This window comes from Microbacterium sp. lyk4-40-TSB-66 (assembly GCF_030209475.1).
Lineage (GTDB): Bacteria > Actinomycetota > Actinomycetes > Actinomycetales > Microbacteriaceae > Microbacterium.
Genome location: NZ_JARVRW010000010.1, coordinates 188207 through 208654, shown reverse-complemented (window position 1 = coordinate 208654; position 20448 = coordinate 188207). Strand labels below are relative to the sequence as shown.

Annotated in this window: 20 protein-coding genes; 8 read left to right on the top strand and 12 right to left on the bottom strand. The window is 68.7% G+C overall.

Annotated elements, in window-relative coordinates; translation table 11 throughout:
• The first annotated feature begins 50 nt into the window (after positions 1-50).
• Positions 51-962 carry a 5'-3' exonuclease gene (locus QRO03_RS13370; protein ID WP_285137981.1) on the top strand — a complete coding sequence of 304 codons (912 nt, stop codon included), beginning with the start codon at positions 51-53 and terminating at the stop codon, positions 960-962.
• Here QRO03_RS13370 and QRO03_RS13365 read toward each other — a convergent pair whose 3' ends face one another.
• Together QRO03_RS13365 and trpD are read right to left on the bottom strand one after the other, a co-directional pair.
• Positions 963-1955 carry a PHP domain-containing protein gene (locus tag QRO03_RS13365; RefSeq protein WP_285137980.1) on the bottom strand — a complete coding sequence of 331 codons (993 nt, stop codon included), beginning with the start codon at positions 1953-1955 and terminating at the stop codon, positions 963-965. It abuts the gene before it with no gap.
• 3 nt (positions 1956-1958) lie between these two features.
• Complete coding sequence (gene trpD, locus QRO03_RS13360) at positions 1959-3020, bottom strand: anthranilate phosphoribosyltransferase (RefSeq protein WP_285137979.1); 1062 nt, start codon at positions 3018-3020, stop codon at positions 1959-1961.
• 185 nt (positions 3021-3205) lie between these two features.
• Here trpD and ctaE point away from each other — a divergent pair, with 185 nt between their 5' ends.
• From ctaE to QRO03_RS13330, 6 genes are all read left to right on the top strand, one after another.
• Positions 3206-3838, top strand: coding sequence for an aa3-type cytochrome oxidase subunit III (gene ctaE, locus QRO03_RS13355; RefSeq protein WP_183417929.1), 633 nt, complete (start codon positions 3206-3208; stop codon positions 3836-3838).
• 16 nt (positions 3839-3854) lie between these two features.
• Positions 3855-4667 carry a cytochrome bc1 complex diheme cytochrome c subunit gene (gene qcrC / locus QRO03_RS13350; RefSeq protein WP_285137978.1) on the top strand — a complete coding sequence of 271 codons (813 nt, stop codon included), beginning with the start codon at positions 3855-3857 and terminating at the stop codon, positions 4665-4667.
• A 39-nt stretch (positions 4668-4706) separates the two neighbouring features.
• Positions 4707-5765: a cytochrome bc1 complex Rieske iron-sulfur subunit gene (qcrA, locus tag QRO03_RS13345; protein ID WP_285137977.1), complete on the top strand. Its 1059-nt coding sequence runs from the start codon at positions 4707-4709 to the stop codon at positions 5763-5765.
• Entirely contained in the window at positions 5762-7606 is a 1845-nt protein-coding gene (gene qcrB, locus QRO03_RS13340; protein WP_285137976.1) for a cytochrome bc1 complex cytochrome b subunit, read from the top strand. Before qcrA ends, qcrB begins: the two co-directional genes overlap by 4 nt.
• 171 nt (positions 7607-7777) lie before the next feature.
• A complete protein-coding gene (locus QRO03_RS13335) occupies positions 7778-8185 on the top strand; it encodes a rhodanese-like domain-containing protein (RefSeq protein WP_285137975.1) in 408 nt (135 codons plus the stop codon).
• 32 nt (positions 8186-8217) lie between these two features.
• Entirely contained in the window at positions 8218-9174 is a 957-nt protein-coding gene (locus QRO03_RS13330) for an alpha/beta fold hydrolase (protein ID WP_285137974.1), read from the top strand.
• 83 nt (positions 9175-9257) lie between these two features.
• On the opposite strand, the gene QRO03_RS13325 is transcribed toward QRO03_RS13330, so the two are convergent.
• The 6 genes from QRO03_RS13325 to QRO03_RS13300 all read right to left on the bottom strand — a co-directional run bounded on the left by QRO03_RS13325 (position 9258) and on the right by QRO03_RS13300 (position 15120).
• Complete coding sequence (locus tag QRO03_RS13325; protein ID WP_285137973.1) at positions 9258-10049, bottom strand: PP2C family protein-serine/threonine phosphatase; 792 nt, start codon at positions 10047-10049, stop codon at positions 9258-9260.
• A gap of 4 nt (positions 10050-10053) precedes the next feature.
• Entirely contained in the window at positions 10054-10470 is a 417-nt protein-coding gene (locus QRO03_RS13320) for a cytochrome c oxidase subunit 4 (RefSeq protein WP_285137972.1), read from the bottom strand.
• Positions 10471-10474: 4 nt separating this feature from the next.
• On the bottom strand, positions 10475-12238 hold the full coding sequence (ctaD, locus tag QRO03_RS13315; RefSeq protein WP_285137971.1) for an aa3-type cytochrome oxidase subunit I: 1764 nt from the start codon (positions 12236-12238) through the stop codon (positions 10475-10477).
• 2 nt (positions 12239-12240) lie between these two features.
• Positions 12241-13122: an aa3-type cytochrome oxidase subunit II gene (gene ctaC / locus QRO03_RS13310; protein ID WP_183417937.1), complete on the bottom strand. Its 882-nt coding sequence runs from the start codon at positions 13120-13122 to the stop codon at positions 12241-12243.
• 166 nt (positions 13123-13288) lie between these two features.
• Positions 13289-13654: an iron-sulfur cluster insertion protein ErpA gene (gene erpA / locus QRO03_RS13305; protein WP_285137970.1), complete on the bottom strand. Its 366-nt coding sequence runs from the start codon at positions 13652-13654 to the stop codon at positions 13289-13291.
• A 71-nt stretch (positions 13655-13725) separates the two neighbouring features.
• The gene (locus QRO03_RS13300) at positions 13726-15120 is read right to left on the bottom strand and encodes a dipeptidase (RefSeq protein ID WP_285137969.1); all 1395 of its coding nucleotides are present in this window, start codon (positions 15118-15120) and stop codon (positions 13726-13728) included.
• A 46-nt stretch (positions 15121-15166) separates the two neighbouring features.
• On the opposite strand from QRO03_RS13300, the gene QRO03_RS13295 reads away from it, so the two are divergent.
• Positions 15167-15739 carry a DUF3043 domain-containing protein gene (locus QRO03_RS13295; RefSeq protein WP_285137968.1) on the top strand — a complete coding sequence of 191 codons (573 nt, stop codon included), beginning with the start codon at positions 15167-15169 and terminating at the stop codon, positions 15737-15739.
• A gap of 203 nt (positions 15740-15942) precedes the next feature.
• On the opposite strand, the gene QRO03_RS13290 is transcribed toward QRO03_RS13295, so the two are convergent.
• The 4 genes from QRO03_RS13290 to QRO03_RS13275 all read right to left on the bottom strand — a co-directional run bounded on the left by QRO03_RS13290 (position 15943) and on the right by QRO03_RS13275 (position 20447).
• A complete protein-coding gene (locus QRO03_RS13290; RefSeq protein ID WP_285137967.1) occupies positions 15943-16968 on the bottom strand; it encodes a quinone-dependent dihydroorotate dehydrogenase in 1026 nt (341 codons plus the stop codon).
• 5 nt (positions 16969-16973) lie between these two features.
• On the bottom strand, positions 16974-17474 hold the full coding sequence (gene nrdR / locus QRO03_RS13285) for a transcriptional regulator NrdR (protein ID WP_285137966.1): 501 nt from the start codon (positions 17472-17474) through the stop codon (positions 16974-16976).
• 2 nt (positions 17475-17476) lie between these two features.
• A complete protein-coding gene (hisD, locus tag QRO03_RS13280) occupies positions 17477-18778 on the bottom strand; it encodes a histidinol dehydrogenase (protein ID WP_285137965.1) in 1302 nt (433 codons plus the stop codon).
• A gap of 232 nt (positions 18779-19010) precedes the next feature.
• Positions 19011-20447, bottom strand: a complete 1437-nt coding sequence (locus QRO03_RS13275; RefSeq protein WP_285137964.1) for a hypothetical protein — start codon at positions 20445-20447, stop codon at positions 19011-19013.
• Position 20448: the final 1 nt, after the last annotated feature.

Here is a 20448-nt window from a genome sequence, read left to right as displayed (position 1 = left end):
CGACCCGCCGACCGTCGCACCGCGATCCCCCGCGTGCCAGGATCGAACCCGTGACCGACCGCATCATGCTCCTCGACACCGCGTCGCTGTACTTCCGCGCCTTCTACGGCGTGCCCGACAAGGTGAAAGCGGCCGACGGCACCTCGGTGAACGCCGCACGCGGGCTGCTCGACATGATCGCCAAGCTCGTGACGACGTACGAACCCACGCGTCTCGTCGCCTGCTGGGACGACGACTGGCGTCCCGCGTGGCGCGTCGCGCTCCTGCCCGGTTACAAGGCGCACCGCGTGGTCGAGGCGGTGCCCGAGGGGACCGACGTCGAGGAGGTCCCCGACCCGCTCGAGGCGCAGATCCCGGTGATCCGCGCGGCGCTCGAGGTGCTCGGCATCCCGATCGTGGGGGCGGCCGAGCACGAGGCCGACGACGTCATCGGAACCCTCGCCACGCGCGCCGACGCACCGGTCGACATCGTCACCGGCGACCGGGACCTCTTCCAGCTCATCGACGACGATCGCGGCATCCGCATCGTCTACACCGCACGCGGGATGAGCAACCTCGAGATCGTCGACGACGCCGCCGTCGTCGGCAGGTACGGTGTGCACGCCGCACAGTACGCCGACTTCGCCGCGCTGCGCGGCGACCCCTCCGACGGTCTGCCCGGGGTGGCGGGCGTCGGGGAGAAGTCCGCGGCGTCGCTCCTGGCGGCCTGCGGCGACCTCGATGGCATCCGCGCCGCCGCCGCCGACGGCTCGGCGGGCACTCCCGCCCAGCGCGCGAAGATCCTCGCGGCGAGCGATTACCTCGACGTCGCGCCGACGGTGGTGCGCGTCGCCCGCGATCTCGAACTCGCTGCCTTCGACGATCGGATCCGCACCATCGACGAGGGGCGGGCGACGGCGCTCGCCGACACCTGGAACCTCGGTTCGTCGATGACGCGGGCCCTCACCGCGCTCCGGCGCTGATCAGCGCGAGCGCTCCAGCCAGTCGCGCAGTCTGTCCAGCGGCCACGTCGTGACGATGCGGTCGACCGGAACGCCGAGCGCCTCGGCCCGCGCCGCGCCGTAGTCGAGGAGCGACAGCTGCCCCGGCGCGTGCGCATCGGAGTCGATCGAGAACAGACACCCCGCCTCGACGGCCATCGTCAGCAGCTCGTCGGGCGGATCCTGCCGCTCGGGACGCGAATTGATCTCGACCGCGACGCCCGAGTCGGCGCACGCCGAGAAGACGGCGACCGCGTCGAAATCCGAGGGCGGTCGCGTTCCCCGCGCACCCTCGACGAGCCGTCCCGTCACGTGCCCCAGCACGTCCACCCGCGCGTCTCTCGCCGCGGCGACCAGGCGCTTCGTCATGGGCGCGTGCTCCATGCGCAGCTTCGAATGAGCGGATGCCACGACCACGTCGAGTTCGCGGAGCAACTCGTCCTGCTGGTCGAGGCTGCCGTCGTCCAGGATGTCGACCTCGATACCGGTGAGCAACGTGAACCCGCCGCCGCGGTGGCCGCGGACGACCTCCATCTGCGCGCGCAGGCGCTCCGGCGACAGTCCGTTGGCGACCGTGAGGCGCGGCGAGTGATCGGTCAGGGCGAGGTACTCGTGGCCGAGTCCCCGCGCGGCCTCCACCATCGCCTCGATCGGGGTGAGCCCGTCGGACCACTCGCTGTGGCTGTGCAGATCGCCGCGCAGCCGGGCGCGCAACTCCGCACCCCCGGTCGGCGCCGACTCGGCGCGCAGCGTCGCGAGTCGCTCGGGCACGGCCCCGGCCAACGCCTGCTGGATCACGGTGAACGTGGAATCGCCGATACCGGGGCGCCGGCGCAGCGCGGGATCGCGCAGCTCCGCGTCGCTGAGCCCCTCGATCGCGGCGGCCGCGGTGCGGAACGCCTTCGACTTGTACCGCGACGACCTCTCCCGCTCGAGCAGGTATGCGATCTCGGTGAGCGCCTCGAGCGGGTCCATCCGCTACTCCGACAGCTCTTTCGAGGTCTGCACCCAGTCGTCGAGCTTCGCCGCCGCCCGACCGTCGTCGATGGCCGCGGCCGCGTCGGAGAGCGCCTCGGCGAGACGCTCGAGGATCGGACGCTGCACCTCGGCGGCATCTTGGAAGAGACGGAACGACACCAGGCCCGCCGCCGCGTTCAGCAGAACGATGTCGCGGACCGGTCCCGCATCGCCCGCGAGCACCCGCCGCACGACCTCGGCGTTGTGGTCGGGCGACCCGCCGAGAAGGTCGTCGATGTCGGCGAGGGGGATGCCGAGATCGCGCGGATCCAAGTCGTGCTCGTGCACATCGCCCCGGCTGATCTCCCAGAGGCGGCTGTGCCCGGTCGTGGTGAGCTCGTCGAGGCCGTCGTCACCGCGGAACACCAGTGCCGTGGCGCCGCGCGTGCGGAACACGCCCGTGATCAACGGCACGCGGTCGAGGTGAGCCACACCCACGGCGTTCGCTTCGGCGCGCGCGGGGTTGCAGAGGGGTCCGAGGAAGTTGAAGACCGTCGGCACGCCGAGCTCCGCCCGTGTCGGACCGGCATGCCGGAAGCCGGGGTGGAACGCCGACGCGAACGCGAAGGTGATCCCCGTGCGATCGAGCGTCTCCGCGACCTTGTCGGGTGCGAGGGTCAGCGCGATCCCCAACGACGACAGCACGTCGGACGATCCCGAAGACGAGCTCGCCGCGCGATTGCCGTGTTTCACGACCGGAACCCCGGATGCCGCGGCCACGATGGCCGCCATCGTGGAGACGTTGACGGTGCCGAAACGATCGCCGCCGGTCCCCACGATGTCGAGCACCTCGGCACGGACGGGGAGGGGCACCGCCGCCTCGAGGATGGCGTCGCGGAAGCCGACGATCTCTTCGACGGTCTCACCCTTCGCGCGCAACGCGATGAGGAATCCGGCCAGCTGCGAGGGAGTCGCGTCGCCCGCCATGACCTGTCTCATCGCCCACGTGGACTCCGAGACACTGAGGTCGTCGCCGGCGAGCAGCGAGGCGAGCAGATCGGGCCAGGTGAAGCGTTCCGCCATGGGACGATCCTTTCACACGCGTGTCGCCTCGCCGTGTCGCGATCCGCGCCGCAGCCGAGGGCAGCGCGAACCTGCTCCGTACCGGGGATTCCTTGCGGATTCTGAGGCTTCCCTAAGTCTCGACGATGGAATAACTCATGTTGGGGATGGGATGATCGGGCCCGCAGATCGCGCATAATGGAACGGTGACGACCTCAGCGACGTATTCCCAGGCCGTGCGTGCCGTGAAGCGACCCGACCCGGTCGCCGTAGGCACCATCGTGTGGCTGGGCAGCGAGGTCATGTTCTTCGCAGGCCTCTTCGCGATCTACTTCACCCTCCGCAGCACCTCCGCGTCCTTGTGGGCCGAAGAGACCCAGCTGCTCAATGTCCCCTTCGCGCTGGTCAACACGTTCATCCTCGTGTTGTCGTCGGTCACGTGCCAGATGGGCGTCTTCGCCGCCGAGCGGTACCAGCCGTACCGCACGGGCAAGGCCACCGGCTTCAAGCAGTGGGGAATGGTGGAGTGGTTCTACCTCACCTTCATCCTCGGCGCGGTGTTCGTGTCGGGACAGGTGTGGGAGTACGCGACGCTGGTGGCCGAGGGCATGCCCATCAGTGCCAATCCCTACGCCTCCGCCTTCTACCTGACCACCGGCTTCCACGCCCTGCACGTGACGGGTGGCCTCATCGCCTTCCTGCTCGTGATCGGCCGCGCGTACGCCGTGAAGAACTTCGGCCGGAAAGAGATGACCACCTCGATCGTCGTGTCGTACTACTGGCACTTCGTCGACGTCGTCTGGATCGCCCTGTTCGTCGTCATCTACTTCCTCAAGTAAGAGAGCTGTACTCCACATGGCACGCGAGAAGAAGACTCGTCGGTCCTCCGGGCGTCGTAGCCCCCTGGCCGCCGCAGCGCTGATCGGTATCGGACTCCTCCTCACCGGAGGCGCCTACGCGGGCGCATCGGCCGCGATGGCCGCGACCTCCACCACGCCCGTGAGCGAGGCCAATTCCGCGACAGCGGTCGAAGAGGGCGAGAAGCTCTTCCAGGCCAACTGCGCGACCTGCCACGGCCTGAACCTCGAGGGCAGCCAGCAGGGGCCGTCGCTGTTCGGCGTCGGCGAGCTGTCCGTGCACTTCCAGGTCTCGACGGGCCGCATGCCGCTGCAGGCCCAGGGCCCGCAGGCTCCGGTCAAGCCCGTGCAGTTCACCGAAGAGCAGATCAACGCCATCGCGGCGTACGTGCAGTCGTCGGCCCCCGGACCGGCTTACCCCACCGAAGACCTCGTCGACGGAGAGGGCGACCTCTCCCACGGAGCCGAGCTCTTCCGCATCAACTGCGCGATGTGCCACAACGTCGCCGGCGCAGGTGGCGCCCTGACCGAGGGCAAGTGGGCACCCGACCTGCACACGGTCACGCCCGTCAACATGTACGCGGCGATGGTCACGGGCCCGCAGAACATGCCGGTCTTCAACGACCTCAACCTCACCCCCGAAGACAAGCGCGACGTCATCTCGTACCTGATGTACGTACAGAAGACCGACTCCCCCGGTGGCTACGCCCTCGGGTCGCTGGGCCCGGTCTCCGAGGGTCTGTTCATCTGGATCTTCGGTATCGGGGCGCTCATCGCCCTGACCGTGTGGATCACGGCGAAGTCCAACTGACCGTCGTCTTCGACATTACGTAAACGCACGAGGAGCACCATGGCACACGAGGACGACGCACTCGAGCACGAGAGGGCTTCCTGGAAGCCCGGCTCGGGCCTCGCCGTCGCGGTTCCCGACGCCGTAAACAACCCGGGCCTGCCCGGTCACCGTCAGCGGATGACCGACAAGGACCCGCAGGAGATGAAGCGTGCGGTCCGCACGGTCTACACCCTGTTCTACATCTCGGTCGCGGCGAGCATCTGGGCGAGCATCGCCTACATGATCTTCCCGATCGAGTCGGGCGCGATGATCGACATCCGCTACAACAACCTCTTCATCGGGCTCGGCATCGCGTTCGCGCTGCTCGCCATCGGCATCGGCACCATCCACTGGGGCAAGTCGGTCATGTCCGACAAGGAGTACATCGAGGACCGCCACGCGACGCGCGGGCGTGACGAGGTTCGCGAGGGTGCGATCAACGTCTTCGCCGAGGCCGACAAGGACTCGGGCTTCGGTCGTCGCGAGATCATCCGCAACTCGATGTTCGCCGCCCTCGCGGCATCCATCATCCCCGGCATCACCCTCTTCCGCGGACTCGCACCGCAGGATCAGGACCCCGTGACGATGCTGAGCCACACGATGTGGAAAGAAGGCATGCGCCTGTCGCACGACCCCTCGGGTCGTCCGATCCGCGCGGCCGACGTCACCCTCGGCTCCGCGTTCCACGTGATCCCCGAAGAGCTCGCCGGCCTCGGCCACGACGAGGGCTACCTCGAAGAGAAGGCCAAGGCCATCGTGCTGCTCATGCGCATGCAGCCCGAGCAGCTCAACCCCGAGACGAACAATCTCGACTGGTCGTACGACGGCATCATCGCGTACTCCAAGGTCTGCACCCACGTCGGTTGCCCCGTGGCGCTGTACGAGCAGCAGACCCACCACCTCCTGTGCCCCTGCCACCAGTCGCAGTTCGACGTCGCCAACGGCGCGGCCGTCATCTTCGGCCCGGCCGCCCGTCCCCTGCCGCAGCTCCCCATCACCGTCGACGCCGAGGGTTACCTCGTCGCCCAGAGTGACTTCCACGAGCCCGTCGGCCCCAGCTTCTGGGAGCGCTCATGAGTACCGGTACTCACCCCACCGAGAACGTCACGACCGAACCGGCCGTCTACTCCGGTCCGCCGCAGGCGCCCGCCGGTCGTGACGGCAAGCCGCTCGGGGGCCGCTTCGTCGGCGCCGCGGCGAACTACCTCGACGAGCGCACGAGCATGTCGGGCCTGGTCAAGGAACTCGGCCGCAAGGTCTTCCCCGACCACTGGTCGTTCATGCTCGGCGAGATCGCCCTGTGGAGCTTCGTCGTCGTGCTGCTCTCCGGCACGTTCCTGACGTTCTTCTTCCAGGCGTCGATGGTCGAGACGCACTACAACGGTGCGTACGAGCCCATGCGCGGTATCGCGATGTCGGCCGCCATGGAGTCGGCGCTGCACATCTCGTTCGATCTGCGCGGCGGACTCCTCGTGCGTCAGATCCACCACTGGGCGGCGCTCGTGTTCGTCGCCGGTATCGGCGTGCACATGCTCCGCGTGTTCTTCACCGGTGCGTTCCGCAAGCCGCGCGAGCTCAACTGGGTCGTCGGTTTCATCCTCTTCATCCTGGCGATGGCCGAGGGCTTCACGGGTTACTCCCTCCCCGACGACCTGCTGTCGGGTAACGGCCTCCGCATCATCGACGGCATGATCAAGGGCCTGCCGATCATCGGCACCTGGACCTCGTTCCTCCTCTTCGGCGGCGAGTTCCCCGGTACGACGATCGTCGGCCGTCTGTACACGCTGCACATCCTGCTGCTGCCGGCGATCCTCGTCGCGCTGCTCGCCGTGCACCTCATGCTCATGATCATCAACAAGCACACGCAGTTCGCCGGCCCCGCCCGCACGAACAGCAACGTCGTGGGCTACCCGATCATGCCGGTGTACGCGTCCAAGATGGGTGGCTTCTTCTTCATCACGTTCGGCGTGATCGTCATGATCGCCGCCCTGGTGACGATCAACCCGATCTGGAACTACGGTCCGTACGACCCGTCGCCCGTGTCGGCCGGTACCCAGCCCGACTGGTACATCGGCTTCGCCGACGGCGCGCTTCGTCTCGTGCCTCCGCACCTGGAGTTCGTGCTGTGGGGCCACACCTGGTCCTGGAACATCATCTTCCCGGTCGCCGTGCTCGGTCTGTTCATCGTCCTCGTGCTGGTCTACCCCTTCATCGAGGCGTGGGTCACCGGAGACAAGCGCGAGCACCACATCGCCCAGCGTCCGCGCAACGCCGCTACCCGCACCGCCATCGGTGCTGCCGGTGTCACGTTCTACGCCGTCATGTGGGCCGCGGCATCGTCCGACATCATCGCGACGCACTTCCACCTCACGATGGAGGGTGTCATCCACGCCCTCCAGGCCCTGCTGATCCTCGGCCCGATCCTCGCCTACTTCGTCACCAAGCGCATCTGCATCGCGCTGCAGAAGAAGGACCGAGAGATCGCTCTACACGGCTACGAGTCGGGTCGCATCGTGCGCCTGCCCGGCGGCGAGTACATCGAGGTTCACCAGCCCGTCGACGAGTTCGAGCGCTGGAAGCTCGTCGACAACGAGACGTATGAGCCTCTCGTGGTCCGCCCGAACGAAAAGGGTCAGATCCCCTGGCACGAGAACATTCGCGCGTCGGTGTCGCGGTGGTTCTTCGAAGACCGTCTCGCACCCCTCACGCAGGCCGAGATCGACGCGGCAGTCGCTCACCAGCACCACGAGCTCGACCACATCGAGCACGAGGAGGCCGACGAGATCGCCGGCGCCGATGCCCGTGCCGATGAGGACGGACGCCCCCGCAACGCTGTCGGCGAGCGTGTCGAGGTCGAGATCCCCGCTCCCAAGGGTCTCGGAGAAGCCAACCGCCCCCGCGGCGACAAGGGCGAATAAGTCCCTCTCGAGCGAAGCCCCGGTGCCACGGCACCGGGGCTTCGTCGTCGGTGACCATCAGTCGGCTCGCACTGGACCTCGCGACACTCGGGAGGGTTTCTGGCAGGATGCCGGGGCATTGTGGCATCCGGGCCTCTCCCCCATCGCACAGCCGCTGCCTAACGTGAGAGCATGACCGACGCCGCCGAATACTTCCGCACCCGCCTCTCCGTCGAGACCGATCCCTCTGACGTCTACGCCGCCCAGAAGGCCGACGATCGCTTCGTGCTCGTCGATGTGCGAGGCGACGACGCCTGGTCGCAGGGCCGCGTGACGGGGGCGATCCACATGCCATACCGCGTCATCCCCGAGCGGGCTTCATCAGAGATTCCCCTCGACATGCCCGTCGTCGTCTACTGCTGGAGCCCCGGCTGCAATGCCGGTCAGAAGGGTGCTCTCGCCTTCGCCCAGCTGGGCTACGACGTGCGCGAGATGATCGGCGGCTACGAGTACTGGGTGCGCGAGGGACAGCCGTTCGAGAACGACGAGGGACCATGCGAGCGGGTGTTCGATGCGACCGTGATGGTCGTGCGTCGCTGACACCCCGGCACACCTCGCCGTAGGATGCCGGGATGCCTCCCCATCCTGCGATCTCCCCCTTCGCGAGCGGCTTCCTCGACCGGCCCGATGGGGCCCGACTCTACTGGGAGACCTCGGGCAACCCGCGGGGCCGACCGGCGATCTATCTGCACGGCGGACCGGGTGGCGGCCTCGGGCCCGGTGGGTACCGTCGTCGTTTCGACCCCGCGCTGCACCTCATCATCGGCATCGACCAGCGCGGGTGCGGTCGCAGCACACCGTGGGCGTCCGACGATCTCGCCAGCCTGCGGACGCAGACGATGACGCAGCTGATCGACGACGTCGAGGCCGTTCGCGTGCACCTCGGCGTCGAACGGTGGCTCGTGCACGGTGTGTCCTGGGGATCCACCCTCGCCCTCGCGTACGCGCTCTCGCACCGCGATCGTGTCACCGAGATCGTCAACCTCGCCGTGACGACGGGCCACCGCCGCGAAATCGACTGGATCACCGACGGCATCGCGCCCGTGTTCCCCGAAGCGCACGAACGGTTGCGCGCAGCCGTGCGTGACGACGAACGCACGATCGATGGATACGCACGACTGCTCGCAGACCCCTCGCCCGCGGTGCGGTGGCGAGCCGCCGACGAGTGGGACGCGTGGGAAGCCGCTCACATCTCGCTCGGACCGCACGCGACGCCCGGCCCGCTGCACCCGGATGACAGGCACCGCCTGAACTTCGCCACCCTCGTCACGCACTATTGGGCGAACGACTGCTTCCTGCCCGGCGATCAGTCGGTGCTCGCACGGGCGTCCCAGCTCTCCGGGATCCCCGGGGTGCTCGTGCACGGGCGACGCGACATCAGCGGCCCCGTCCTGACGCCGTGGCAGCTCCACCGGGCATGGCCGGGCAGCAGGCTGCAGATCGTCGAGGAAGAGGGACACGGCGGCCCGCGGAGCGCGGAGCTGGCGATGGAAGCAATGGACGGTTTCGCGAGAGACGCGGCTTTGTGAGCCCATTCGGAGGAGTCCCCGCTTCAGGCAGTGCCGACTCGGGCTCTACCGGCTCCGGCGCGTCCTGCTCGCCCGGTGTCGACTCAGGCGGTTTCGACGTCCTCGGCGAACCATCGCGCCGCCGACCCGAAGAACACCGGATCCACGGTGGTCGTCTCGTCGTCATCGACGACGTCGCACACCACGACGGTCACGTTGTCGCGCGTCCCCGCCTCGAGCGCCAGCGCGACCGCGGAGGCGGCGGCCTCACGCGGGCCGGACGCTTCGCCGATGAGCCGTGCGACGTCGGCCTCGGGAACGTAGTCGGTCAGTCCGTCGCTGCAGAGCACCCACCGGTCTCCCACGCGCGGCGGACGCTCTGCGACGGAGACCACGTCTCCTTCGGCCCCGCCGAGAGAGGCGGTGATGATGTTGCGACGCGGGTGCGCTGCGGCCGCTTCGGGCGGGATGATGCCGTGGTCGACGAGAGCTTGCACGTAGGAGTCGTCGCGCGTCTCGCGAGAGAACTCCCCGTCGCGCAGCAGATAAGCGCGGGAGTCCCCGGTGTGCGCGAGGAGCAGGTCGCCCGTAGTGCTCAGGAAGATCCCCGTGAAGGTCGTTGCCATGCCCTCGAGCGCGGGATCGCGTTCGACGTGCGCCCGGATATCCCAGTTCGCCTCGCGGATGCGCACGAGGAGGCCGTCGGCGTCGAGCCCTCCCCCACGCGTCGCGACCAAACGGTGGACCAGCGCCGCGGAGGCGAGGTCACCGGACGGGCCGCCACCGACGCCGTCAGCGACCGCCGCACCCCAGGACGCCGCGAACGCGGCGTCCTGGTTGGTGGGACGATGGGCGCCGGCATCCGAGACGGCGGCCGTTATCAGCCGAACGGGCACAGGATCAGCGTGCGAAGTACCCGCGGTAGTACTCGTACACCCAGCCGACGATCGCGATCGCGAAGACCACGAAACCGACGGGGACGAGCCAGCTGCCCACAGCGAGTCCGATCACGGCGATCGCCGCCGACGCGGCGAGCACGATGGGCCACCACGACCAGGGGCTGAACTCGCCCATCTCGGGGTCGCCGTCATCGATGTCGGCCGTCAGGGTGTCTTCGGGCAGATCACCGCGCTGAGACTTCATGACCCGGCCGATGTAGAACGCGATCATCGACGACATGAGCCCGAGGAACGCGAGCGCCACCGTGCCGACCCATTCGACGCCGCCGTGCTGGATGAGGCTCCAGACGGTGTAGATCGCCGCGATGAGGAACGAGAAGACCGCGAGGATCCACCAGAGGTTGACGTTGGTACGCATGGACTTACTTGACCTCTCCAGCAGCAGCGTCGACGACAGGGGCATCGGGGGCGTCCTTGGCCGGACCCACGCCCACCGGGATACCGGCTTCGGGGTGGTTCAGGTCGAACGCCGGACGCTCACTACGAATGCGCGGGATCGAGGTGAAGTTGTGACGCGGCGGCGGGCACGAGGTCGCCCACTCGAGCGATGCTCCGTAGCCCCACGGGTCGTCGACCGTCACGCGCGGCGCCTTGCGGGCGGTGATCCATACGTTCAGCAGGAAGGGGATCATCGAGGCGCCGAGGATCATCGATCCCACGGTCGACAGCTGGTTCTCCCAGGCCCACCCGTCGGCGGCGGCGTAGTCGGCGTAACGACGGACCATGCCGTCGACGCCGAGCCAGTGCTGGATGAGGAAGGTCATGTGGAAGCCGACGAACAGCATCCAGAAATGCACCATGCCGAGACGCTCGTTCAGCATCTTGCCGGTCCACTTGGGCCACCAGAAGTAGAAGCCGGCGAACATCGCGAACACGACGGTGCCGAAGACGACGTAGTGGAAGTGCGCGACCACGAAGTACGAGTCGGACAGGTGGAAGTCGAGCGGGGGCGATGCCAGGATGACGCCGGTCAGACCACCGAAGACGAACGACACCAGGAAGCCGAGGGCGAAGACCATCGGCGTCTCGAAGGTGACGGACCCGCGCCAGAGCGTTCCGATCCAGTTGAAGATCTTCACACCCGTCGGCACCGCGATGAGCATGGTCATCAGGGCGAAGAAGGGAAGCAGCACGCCGCCGGTGACGTACATGTGGTGCGCCCACACGGCCACGGAGAGCGCAGCGATCGCGATGGTGGCGTAGACCAGCGTCTTGTACCCGAAGATCGGCTTACGGCTGAAGACCGGGAAGATCTCGGAGACGATGCCGAAGAACGGCAGCGCGATGATGTACACCTCGGGGTGACCGAAGAACCAGAAGAGGTGCTGCCAGAGCAGGACACCGCCGTTCTCGGGGCTGTAGATGTGCGAGCCGAGCACGCGGTCGGCGGCGGCGGCGAAGATGGCGGCCGCCAGCACGGGGAATGCGAGCAGGATCAGGATGCTCGTGATGAGCGTGTTCCAGGAGAAGATCGGCATGCGCCACATGGTCATACCGGGCGCGCGCATGGTCAGCACGGTCGTGATGAAGTTGACCGCACCGAGGATCGTGCCGAAACCGCTGATGCCGAGGCCGAGCATCCAGAGGTTTCCGCCGACGCCCGGCGAGAAGCTCGCATTGGCGAGCGGCTGATAGGCGAACCATCCGAAGCCGGCCGCACCCTGCGGGGTGAGGAAGCCCGAGACGGCGATCGTCGACCCGAAGAGGAAGAGCCAGAACGCGAACGCGTTCAGACGGGGGAACGCGACGTCGGGGGCACCGATCTGCAGCGGCAGCAGCGCGTTGGCGAAGCCGGCGAACAGCGGCGTCGCGAACATCAGCAGCATGATCGTGCCGTGCATCGTGAACAGCTGGTTGTACTGCTCTTTGGTCGGGATGATCTGCATGCCCGGCTCGAAGAGCTCCGCACGGATGATCAGCGCCATCACGCCACCGAGCATGAAGAACATCACGGAGGCGATCAGGTACATGTACCCGATGGTCTTGTGGTCGGTGGAGGTGATCCACTTGACGACCAGGTTGCCCTTCTGCTCCACACGCGTGGTGCTCAGCAGTGCGGCTTGACGCGGCGGGAGAGTCGTCGGCCGCGAGGGGCCCGTCCCCTGGAGCGGAAGCGTCGTGGCCATGATCACTCGTTCCCTTCGGTACCGGTCGTCGTCAGGTTCTGCAGACGCGACAGGTCGCTGATGTCACCGACGTCGCCCGCGCGGCGCAGCGAGTCGAGGTAATCCTCGTACTCGGCCTCGCTGACGACCTTGACGTTGAAGAGCATGGCGGAGTGGTACTCACCGCACAGCTCGGCGCACTTGCCCTCGTACGTGCCCTCGCGAGTGGGCATGAACGACCACTCGTTGTCGCGGCCGATGTACATGTCTTTCTTGTACAGGAAGTCGATGATCCAGAACGAGTGGATGACGTCGCGCGAGCGCAGGTCGATCTTGACCGTCTTGTTCACCGGCAGATAGAGGGTGGGCACGTCGTCGAGGTCGTACCCGTCGGACGTGGCGATGGCCTGCACGCCCATGGAGTACACGGCGTCGGAGTTGTCTTCCTCTTCGCCGTTGTACTGGAAGTCCCAGGCCCACTGCTTGCCGTAGGCGGTGATGGAGACGTCGGGGTCGTCGTACTGCGTCTCGAGCGTGTTCTGGTCGCGCGCCGTGAAGGCGAAGAAACCGACGACCAGGATCAGCGGGACGATCGTGTAGAAGATCTCGACCGGCATGTTGTAGCGCAGCTGCACCGGCAGGCCCGACTGGCCGCGGCGACGGCGGTACGCGATGACCGACCACAGCATGAGACCCCAGGTGATGACACCCACGGCGAGGAGCACGATCCACGAGTTGACCCACAGACCGGCGACCATGTCGGTGTGGTTCGTGGCAGGTGTTCCGTCATCGACGAAGCCGGGCAGGAATCCGTGCAGCTGGGTCGTGGTGCAGCCCGAGAGGAGTGCGACGGACGCGATCCCGAGAGGGAGCGCTGCCCAACGAAGGCGACGTTTGGAGGGCACAATGCACCTTTCCGGGTCGTGGATGAAGCTTTGACAGTCTACGGCAACCTCTCACCGTTCTCAGGCCATTCGTCCAGTGCCGAGACATCGAGAACCCCCGGATTCCACGGTGTGATCCGTGGTCCCGGGGGTTCTCGAAAACGACGCTGTCGAACAGCGACCGAGCTCAGTGGAAGCTGTCGCCGCAGGCGCAGGAACCCTGCGCGTTGGGGTTGTCGATGGTGAAACCCTGCTCGGAGATCGTGTCCTTGAAGTCGATGCTCGCACCGTCGAGGTACGGCACGCTCATGTCGTCGACGATGACCTCGACGCCGTCGAAGTCGACGACCTTGTCGCCGTCGAGGTAACGCTCGTCGAAGTAGAGCTGGTAGATGAGTCCGGAGCATCCGCCGGGCTGGACGGCGACGCGCAGACGCAGGTCGTCGCGACCCTCCTGCGACAGCAGGCTCTTCACCTTGTCGGAGGCGGCGGCGGTGAGGCCCACGCCGTGCTCGCGGGTGTCGGCGGAGGACGACAGAGTGGTGTCGGTCATGGCGATGCCCTTCGGGTTGATCGGTCGCGGGGACGTATGGAGTCTACGCCGATCCCGCCGCGGCGGCCCCGTCAGACGGTTCGGTCGTTCAACCGGGTCAACAGGAGGGCCTCGGAGACGAGGGCGTTGCGGAACGTCTCGAGGTGCAGCGACTCGTTGGGGCTGTGCGCCCGCGCGTGCGGATCCTCCACTCCCGTGACGAGGATCTGGGCGGCCGGGAACTCGCGCACGAGGTCGGCGATGAAGGGGATCGATCCGCCGATGCCCACGTCGACGGACTCGACCCCGTACCCCTTCGCGAAGGCCTCGCGTGCGTCACCGACGGCCCATCCACTCGTGTCGACGAGGAACGAATCGCCGCAGTCGACGTCGCTGAACTCCAGCCGCGCGCCGAACGGGACGTGCGCGCGCAGGTGCTTCTCGATCGCGGCGAACGCCTCCTCGGCATCCTGTCCGGGAGCGACACGTGCGCTGATGACGACGCTCGTCTCGGGAGCCAGGGTGTTGGATGCCGCGGACACGGGCGTGGCATCCCATCCGGTGATCGTGATCGACGGCTTGTTCCAGATGCGGCTGAGGATCGAGTCGCGCCCGATGGGGGTGACTCCCTCCAGCAGGCCCGACTCCGAACGCAGCTTCGCCTCGTCGTAATCGGGAGTCGCGGCGTCGCGCACCGCGAGACCGTCGACCGCCACCGCGCCGTCGTCGTCCCAGAGGGTCGCGAGCAGCTTGACCGTGGCGAGCATGGCATCCGGGACCGCGCCGCCCATCATGCCCGAGTGCGACGCGTGCTCGAGCGTCTTGACCGTCAGGGTGAAGCGGGCGTTGCCGCGCAGGGACACGGTGAGTCCCGGGGTGCGTTCGTCCCAGTTGCCCGAGTCGGCGACGACGATCACGTCGGAGCGGAGCACCTCGGCGTTGTCGGACAGGAACTGCGCGAACGATCGGGAGCCGTACTCCTCTTCGCCCTCGATGAAGACGGCGAGGCCCAGGTCGAGGTCGTCTCCGAGCACCTCGGCCACGGCGCGGATGGCACCGACGTGGGCCATGATGCCGGCCTTGTCGTCGGCGGCGCCGCGACCGTAGAGACGTCCGCCGCGCACGGTCGGCTGGAACGGCGGGGAGTCCCAGAGCGCTTCGTCGCCGGGAGGCTGCACGTCGTGGTGCGCGTACAGCAGCACCGTGGGTCGTCCGTTGCGCGCGGCGCGCGACGCGAGCACCGCGGGCTGACCCATCTCGTCGGTGTCGGGGATGGCGGCGCGCGCGACCTTCACCGAATCGAAGACGCCGGTGCCCTCGAGAAGGGCGGCGACGGCATCGGCGCTCTCGACGAGCGCGGACTGGTCGAACGCCGGCCAGGCGATCGAGGGGATGCGCACGAGGGAACCGAGATCGGCGAGGGCTGCGGGGATGCCGGAGTCCGCTGCATTTTGCACAGCGTCCTGCCGGGACAGGTCGAGGGTCATGCGGGTAATCTTAAATCTCCTGATCAGCGAAGCACCGAGGTTTCCCGTGGCCAAGTCCCCCGCCCCCGCACCCAACGACACCCCCGTCGACCCGTCGGAGATGGGCACGGGCAAGGGCCGTGCGACCCCGTCGCGCGCCGAGCAGGAGGCTGCACGCAAGCGTCCCCTCGTTCCCGACACCAAAGAGGCCAAGGCCCGCGCTCGCGCCGACCTCGCCGCGCAGCGCGAGAAGGCCCGGATCGGCATGGCCGCCGGCGAAGAGCGCTACCTCCCGGTGCGCGACCGCGGACCCCAGCGCCGCTTCGCGCGCGACTTCGTGGATGCCGGATGGCACCTCGGTGAGGGCGTCATGCCGTTCATGGTGCTCGTCATCGTCGCGACCCTCATCCCCATGTCGATCTTCCAGTACTGGTCGTTCGTGGCGCTGTGGATCTTCATCCTGTTCGTCGTCGGCGACATGATCATCACCTCCATCCGCGTGAAGAAGGCCGCGAAGGAGAAGTTCGGCGAAAGCCGGCTCGAGAAGGGTCTCGGCTGGTACGCGGCGATGCGCACCGTGCAGATGCGCTTCATGCGTCTGCCCAAGGCGCAGGTCAAGCGCGGCCAGTACCCGGTCTGACCTCACCCGATCCGACGAGCGGCGCGCCTTCGGGCGCGCCGCTTCGTCGTTGCGTCGCCGCCGCGGGCGTCGAGTGTCCACGACACTCCGCGCGACCGCGCGCGCAGCGGCGTGTCGTGGACACCCGACACGGGTACGCGTCGCACGGGCGCGTCAGCGAGCGGCGGCAGGCGTGAAGCCAGCGGACGCCGGCGGCGGAGCCGTCAGCGTGCGCGAGCGAGGCCGCGGTTGATCTGACGGGCCCAGAGCGGCCCGCGGTAGAGGAATCCGGTGTACCCCTGCACCAGGGTCGCACCGGCGGCGAGGCGCTCGCGCACGTCCTCGGCGGTCTCGACTCCCCCGGCCGAGATGACCACGAACTCCGCCGGGACCGCCTCGCGGACGAGGCGCAGCACCGCGGTCGCGCGCGCCTTCAGCGGTGCGCCGGACAGCCCACCGGTGCCGGCGGCTTCCACGGTCGCGGCATCCGTCCGGAGTCCCGTACGCTCGATCGTCGTGTTCGTGGCGATGATGCCCGACAGACCCGCGTCGACGGCCAGTCGCGTGATGTCGCGCACCTCGGCGTCGTCGAGGTCGGGCGCGATCTTGACCAGGAGCGGGGTGTCGCCTGCGGCATCCCGAACGGCCGTCAGGAGCGGACGGAGCGTCTCGACCGCCTGGAGCCCGCGGAGTCCCGGCGTGTTGGGTGAGGAGACGTTGACCACGAGGTAATCGGCGAGCGGCGCGAGCATCTTTGCGCTGCGGACGTAGTCGGTGGTGGCGTCCTCGACGGCGACGACACGACTCTTGCCGATGTTCACACCGATGACCGGACGCGTGCGCGATCGGCGCAGACGCCGGAGCTTGGCTGCGGCCGCAGCCGCTCCGTCGTTGTTGAAGCCCATGCGGTTGATCACCGCACGGTCGGCGACGAGGCGGAACAGGCGCGGCTTGGGGTTGCCCGGCTGCGGGAGCGCCGTGACGGTGCCCACCTCGACGTGGCCGAACCCCAGGGCGCCGAGGCCCCGCCCCATCGTGACGTTCTTGTCGAAACCCGCCGCGACGCCGAAGGGCGACGGGAAGTCGAGCCCGAGGGCCTTCACCCGCTGGTCGGATGCCGGTGACGTGAAGCGGCGGACGACGGATGCCACCGGCTCGACGCCCGCGGCGCGGATGACGAGCGCGCCGAGGTGGTGGGCGAACTCGGGATCGAGGCGGGTGAGGATCGTGCGGAAGAGAAGGGGATACATCACCGTCAGGCTACTGGACGCCTGTCGAGCTCGTCGTCTGCGGGGGCGGCGGCGCGGTCCGCGTGATCCGCGCGCAGCTGAGCGATCGCCGCGTCGAAGTCTTCGAGAGAATCGAACGCCTGGTAGACGCTCGCGAAGCGCAGGTACGCGACCTCGTCGAGATCACGGAGCGGGCCGAGGATCGACAGACCGATCTCGTTCGCCTCGATCTGCGACGATCCGGTCTGACGGATGGCCTCCTCGACCCGCTGGGCGAGCACCGCGAGGTCGGCGTCGGTGACCGGCCTTCCCTGACACGCCTTGCGCACGCCCGACATCACCTTCTCGCGGCTGAACGGCTCGACCACACCCGAACGCTTGATGACGTTGAGGCTCGCGGTCTCGACGGTCGAGAACCGTCCTCCGCACTTCGGGCACTGCCGGCGGCGACGGATGCTGAGGCCGTCGTCGCTCGTGCGGGAGTCGATGACGCGGGAGTCGGGGTTGCGGCAGAACGGGCAGTGCACGGTCAGACCTCGAAGCGCGCGGTCACGGCCTCGCCGTGCGCGGGCAGCGCCTCGGCTTCGGCGAGGGTGACGATGGCATCCCGTACCTCGGAAAGCGCCGCACGGTCGTACTCCACGACCTGCTGGGGCCGCAGGAACGTGGCCGCCGAAAGCCCTGCTCCATAACGCGCCTGACCACCCGTGGGGAGGACGTGATTGCTGCCGGCGAGGTAATCGCCCAGGCTCACGGGCGTGTACGGCCCGACGAAGACCGCTCCCGCGTTGACGAAGTCCTCGGGCCGAGGATCGGAGAGGTGCAGCTCCAGGTGCTCGGGAGCGTAGGCGTTGCTGAACGCGGTTGCCTGCGCGACGTCGTCGACGAGCACGACAGCCGACTGCGGGCCGTGGAAGGCGGCGGTCACGCGCTCGCTGTGACGGGTCGCCGCCACGCGGGCGGGCAGGGCCGCTTGCACGGCCTCGGCCAGCGCGGCGGAGTCGGTGACGAGCACGGCAGAGGCTTGCTCGTCGTGCTCCGCCTGGCTGACGAGGTCGGCCGCGACCAGGTGGGGCTCGGCGCTGTCGTCGGCGACGACGAGGATCTCGGTCGCCCCCGCCTCGGAGTCCGTGCCGACGCGACCGGCCACGGCGCGCTTGGCGGAGGCGACGAAGTTGTTGCCGGGTCCGGTGACGACGTCGACGGGGTCGAGGCCGATCTCGGACACCCCGTAGGCGAAGGCCCCGATGGCGCCGGCGCCGCCCATCGCGTAGACCTCGGTGACGCCGAGCAGACGCGCGGCCGCGAGGATGACGGGGTGGACGCGTCCGCCGAACGCTGACTGCGGGGGTGAGGCGAGCGCGACTTCGCGCACGCCCGCGACCTGGGCCGGGACGACGTTCATCACGACGCTCGAGGGGTAGACCGCCTTGCCGCCCGGTACGTACAGGCCGACGCGGCGCACCGGCTGCCAGCGCTGCGTCACGCGGGCGCCGACGCCGATCTCGGTGACGACGGGAGGGGGGACTTGCGCGGCGGATGCCGTGCGCACCCGCTCGATGGCGGCATCGAGGGCCGCCCGGATCTCGGGGGCCAGATCTCGCAAGGCCTCTTCGAGGTGGTCGGCGGGGACGCGGAGGGCGTGGTCGCTCACTCGGTCGAACCGCGCAGCCTGCTCGCGCAGTGCCTCTTCGCCGCGGTGGGCCACGTCGTCGACGAGACGCGCAGCCGTGACGAGGGCCTCATCCCGCGCGGCATCGGCGCGCGGGACGACGGCCAGGAGTTCGGCCGGCGAGAGCACGCGGCCGCGGAGATCGATCGTGCGGAGCATGCGTCCCAGGCTACCGGCCGTGCGCACCGTGCCTGGCGCGCGGCGAGCGGCTCGCAGTCGGTGTTCAGCCGGGCGGACAGGGTCTCATCGGATGCTGCTCGGGCAACCGTCGAAGACACGTGCCGTTCGTCGCGCGGACCGTCCGCGGGGTCGCACCACGGGCACCCGCCGAGCAGCCGCACGTGCGCCCTGCGAGCCGCCGCCCACACGGCGGCGGCTCGCAGGGCGGTGCTCAACCCCGCGTGATGCCCGAGACGTCGTGCAGGTAGCCGATACGTCCGTCGTCGTGGCGCACCACGAACGTCTCGCCCCGGTCTTCGACGACGAGCGCCCATGCCGTGGGGCCGATGTGGAAGATCGGCGTGCCGTAATCGTCGACGATCTCGCGCTGCTCCGGCGCGAGCGCCCAGAACGCCTGCGCGTGGGGGTGCTCGTCACGGGAGTTCCGCGCATCGCGGTCGCCGGCGCGGTGCGACTCGTCCTCCCGGCGCTGCCCCTCGCGCAGGTATGCGGAGCGGCCGTGCTCGCCCTGACGGTCGTCGTCGTGACGGTCGTCATCGTGTCGGTCGCCGTCGTGACGGTCGTCGTCGCGTCGGTCACCGTGCAGCCGCGGGGCGTCGATGTACCGATCGTCTTCGGAGCGGTACGCGTCGTGGCGGCGGTCACCGTCGCGGGCCTCGTCGGAGCGGTACGCGTCGAATCGTTGCGCGTCATCGGCCCGGTCGTCGCGATCCGCGCGCAGGGGTGCGAAGACGTCGGTGTCACTGTCGCCTTCGGAGTGGGCGGGAAGCACCGTGGTGCGCGGGGCCGCCTCGTCGTGCGCGAGGTCGGTCGATCCGGTGTAGCTGCCGGGCACAGCCTCGTCGACGCCGTGGCGGCCGGGCGACTCTTCGCCCGGGTGCGCCGGGATGTGGTCGTCCGCGCCGCGGCGCGGCGTGCGCGGTGCACGCGGAGCGCGGGGTCGGGCGACGACGGCGCGGATGGGGCGGGCGCTGCGGTGCGCCGGAACCTCCTCGCGGCCCCGGAAGTCCTGGGAGAAGGGCGGGATGAGGGGTCCGAAGACGGTCAGCACCACTCCTGCGAGCAGGACGATGGCTTCGACCCAGATGACCCACGACCGCGTCCAGATGCCGGTCTCGTTGAAGATCACGACGGTGTCCCACACCCAGGAGACCCAGACGAACGCCGCGACGGTGAAGGCGACCGAGGCGAACTGGTCGATGCCGAGGGACCCGACGCGGCGGATGCCCTGGGGCGAGAGCCGGCGGAGCACGAGGAGGCCCACGGCGACGGTCGGGAGCGCGACGGTGGGAATCCACCACAGTCCCGACAGCCAGACGTTCGGACCGCCGATGAGCACGCCGGACGGCGAGTCGAGGATGTTGATCCGGAAGAACGACACGAAGAAGGCGACCACCCAGATGCCGAGGAGGGCGACCTCGCGGACGGAGAACGGTCCGACGCCGTACTGCGGAGCATCGCCCGTGCGAGGGAGCTGGTCGTGGTCGCGCGCGCCGGAGTTGGCGTGCGCTGACGCCGGAACGGAACGGTGCTCCCCCGTGCGGGCGGACGGGACGGGGCGGTCGTGGGTGGGCGTCTCGTCGACGGGCGCGGCGAGACGCTCGCGATCGCCGAGGGTGTTCTCGTCGTGGGGGTTCTGATCGGTCACG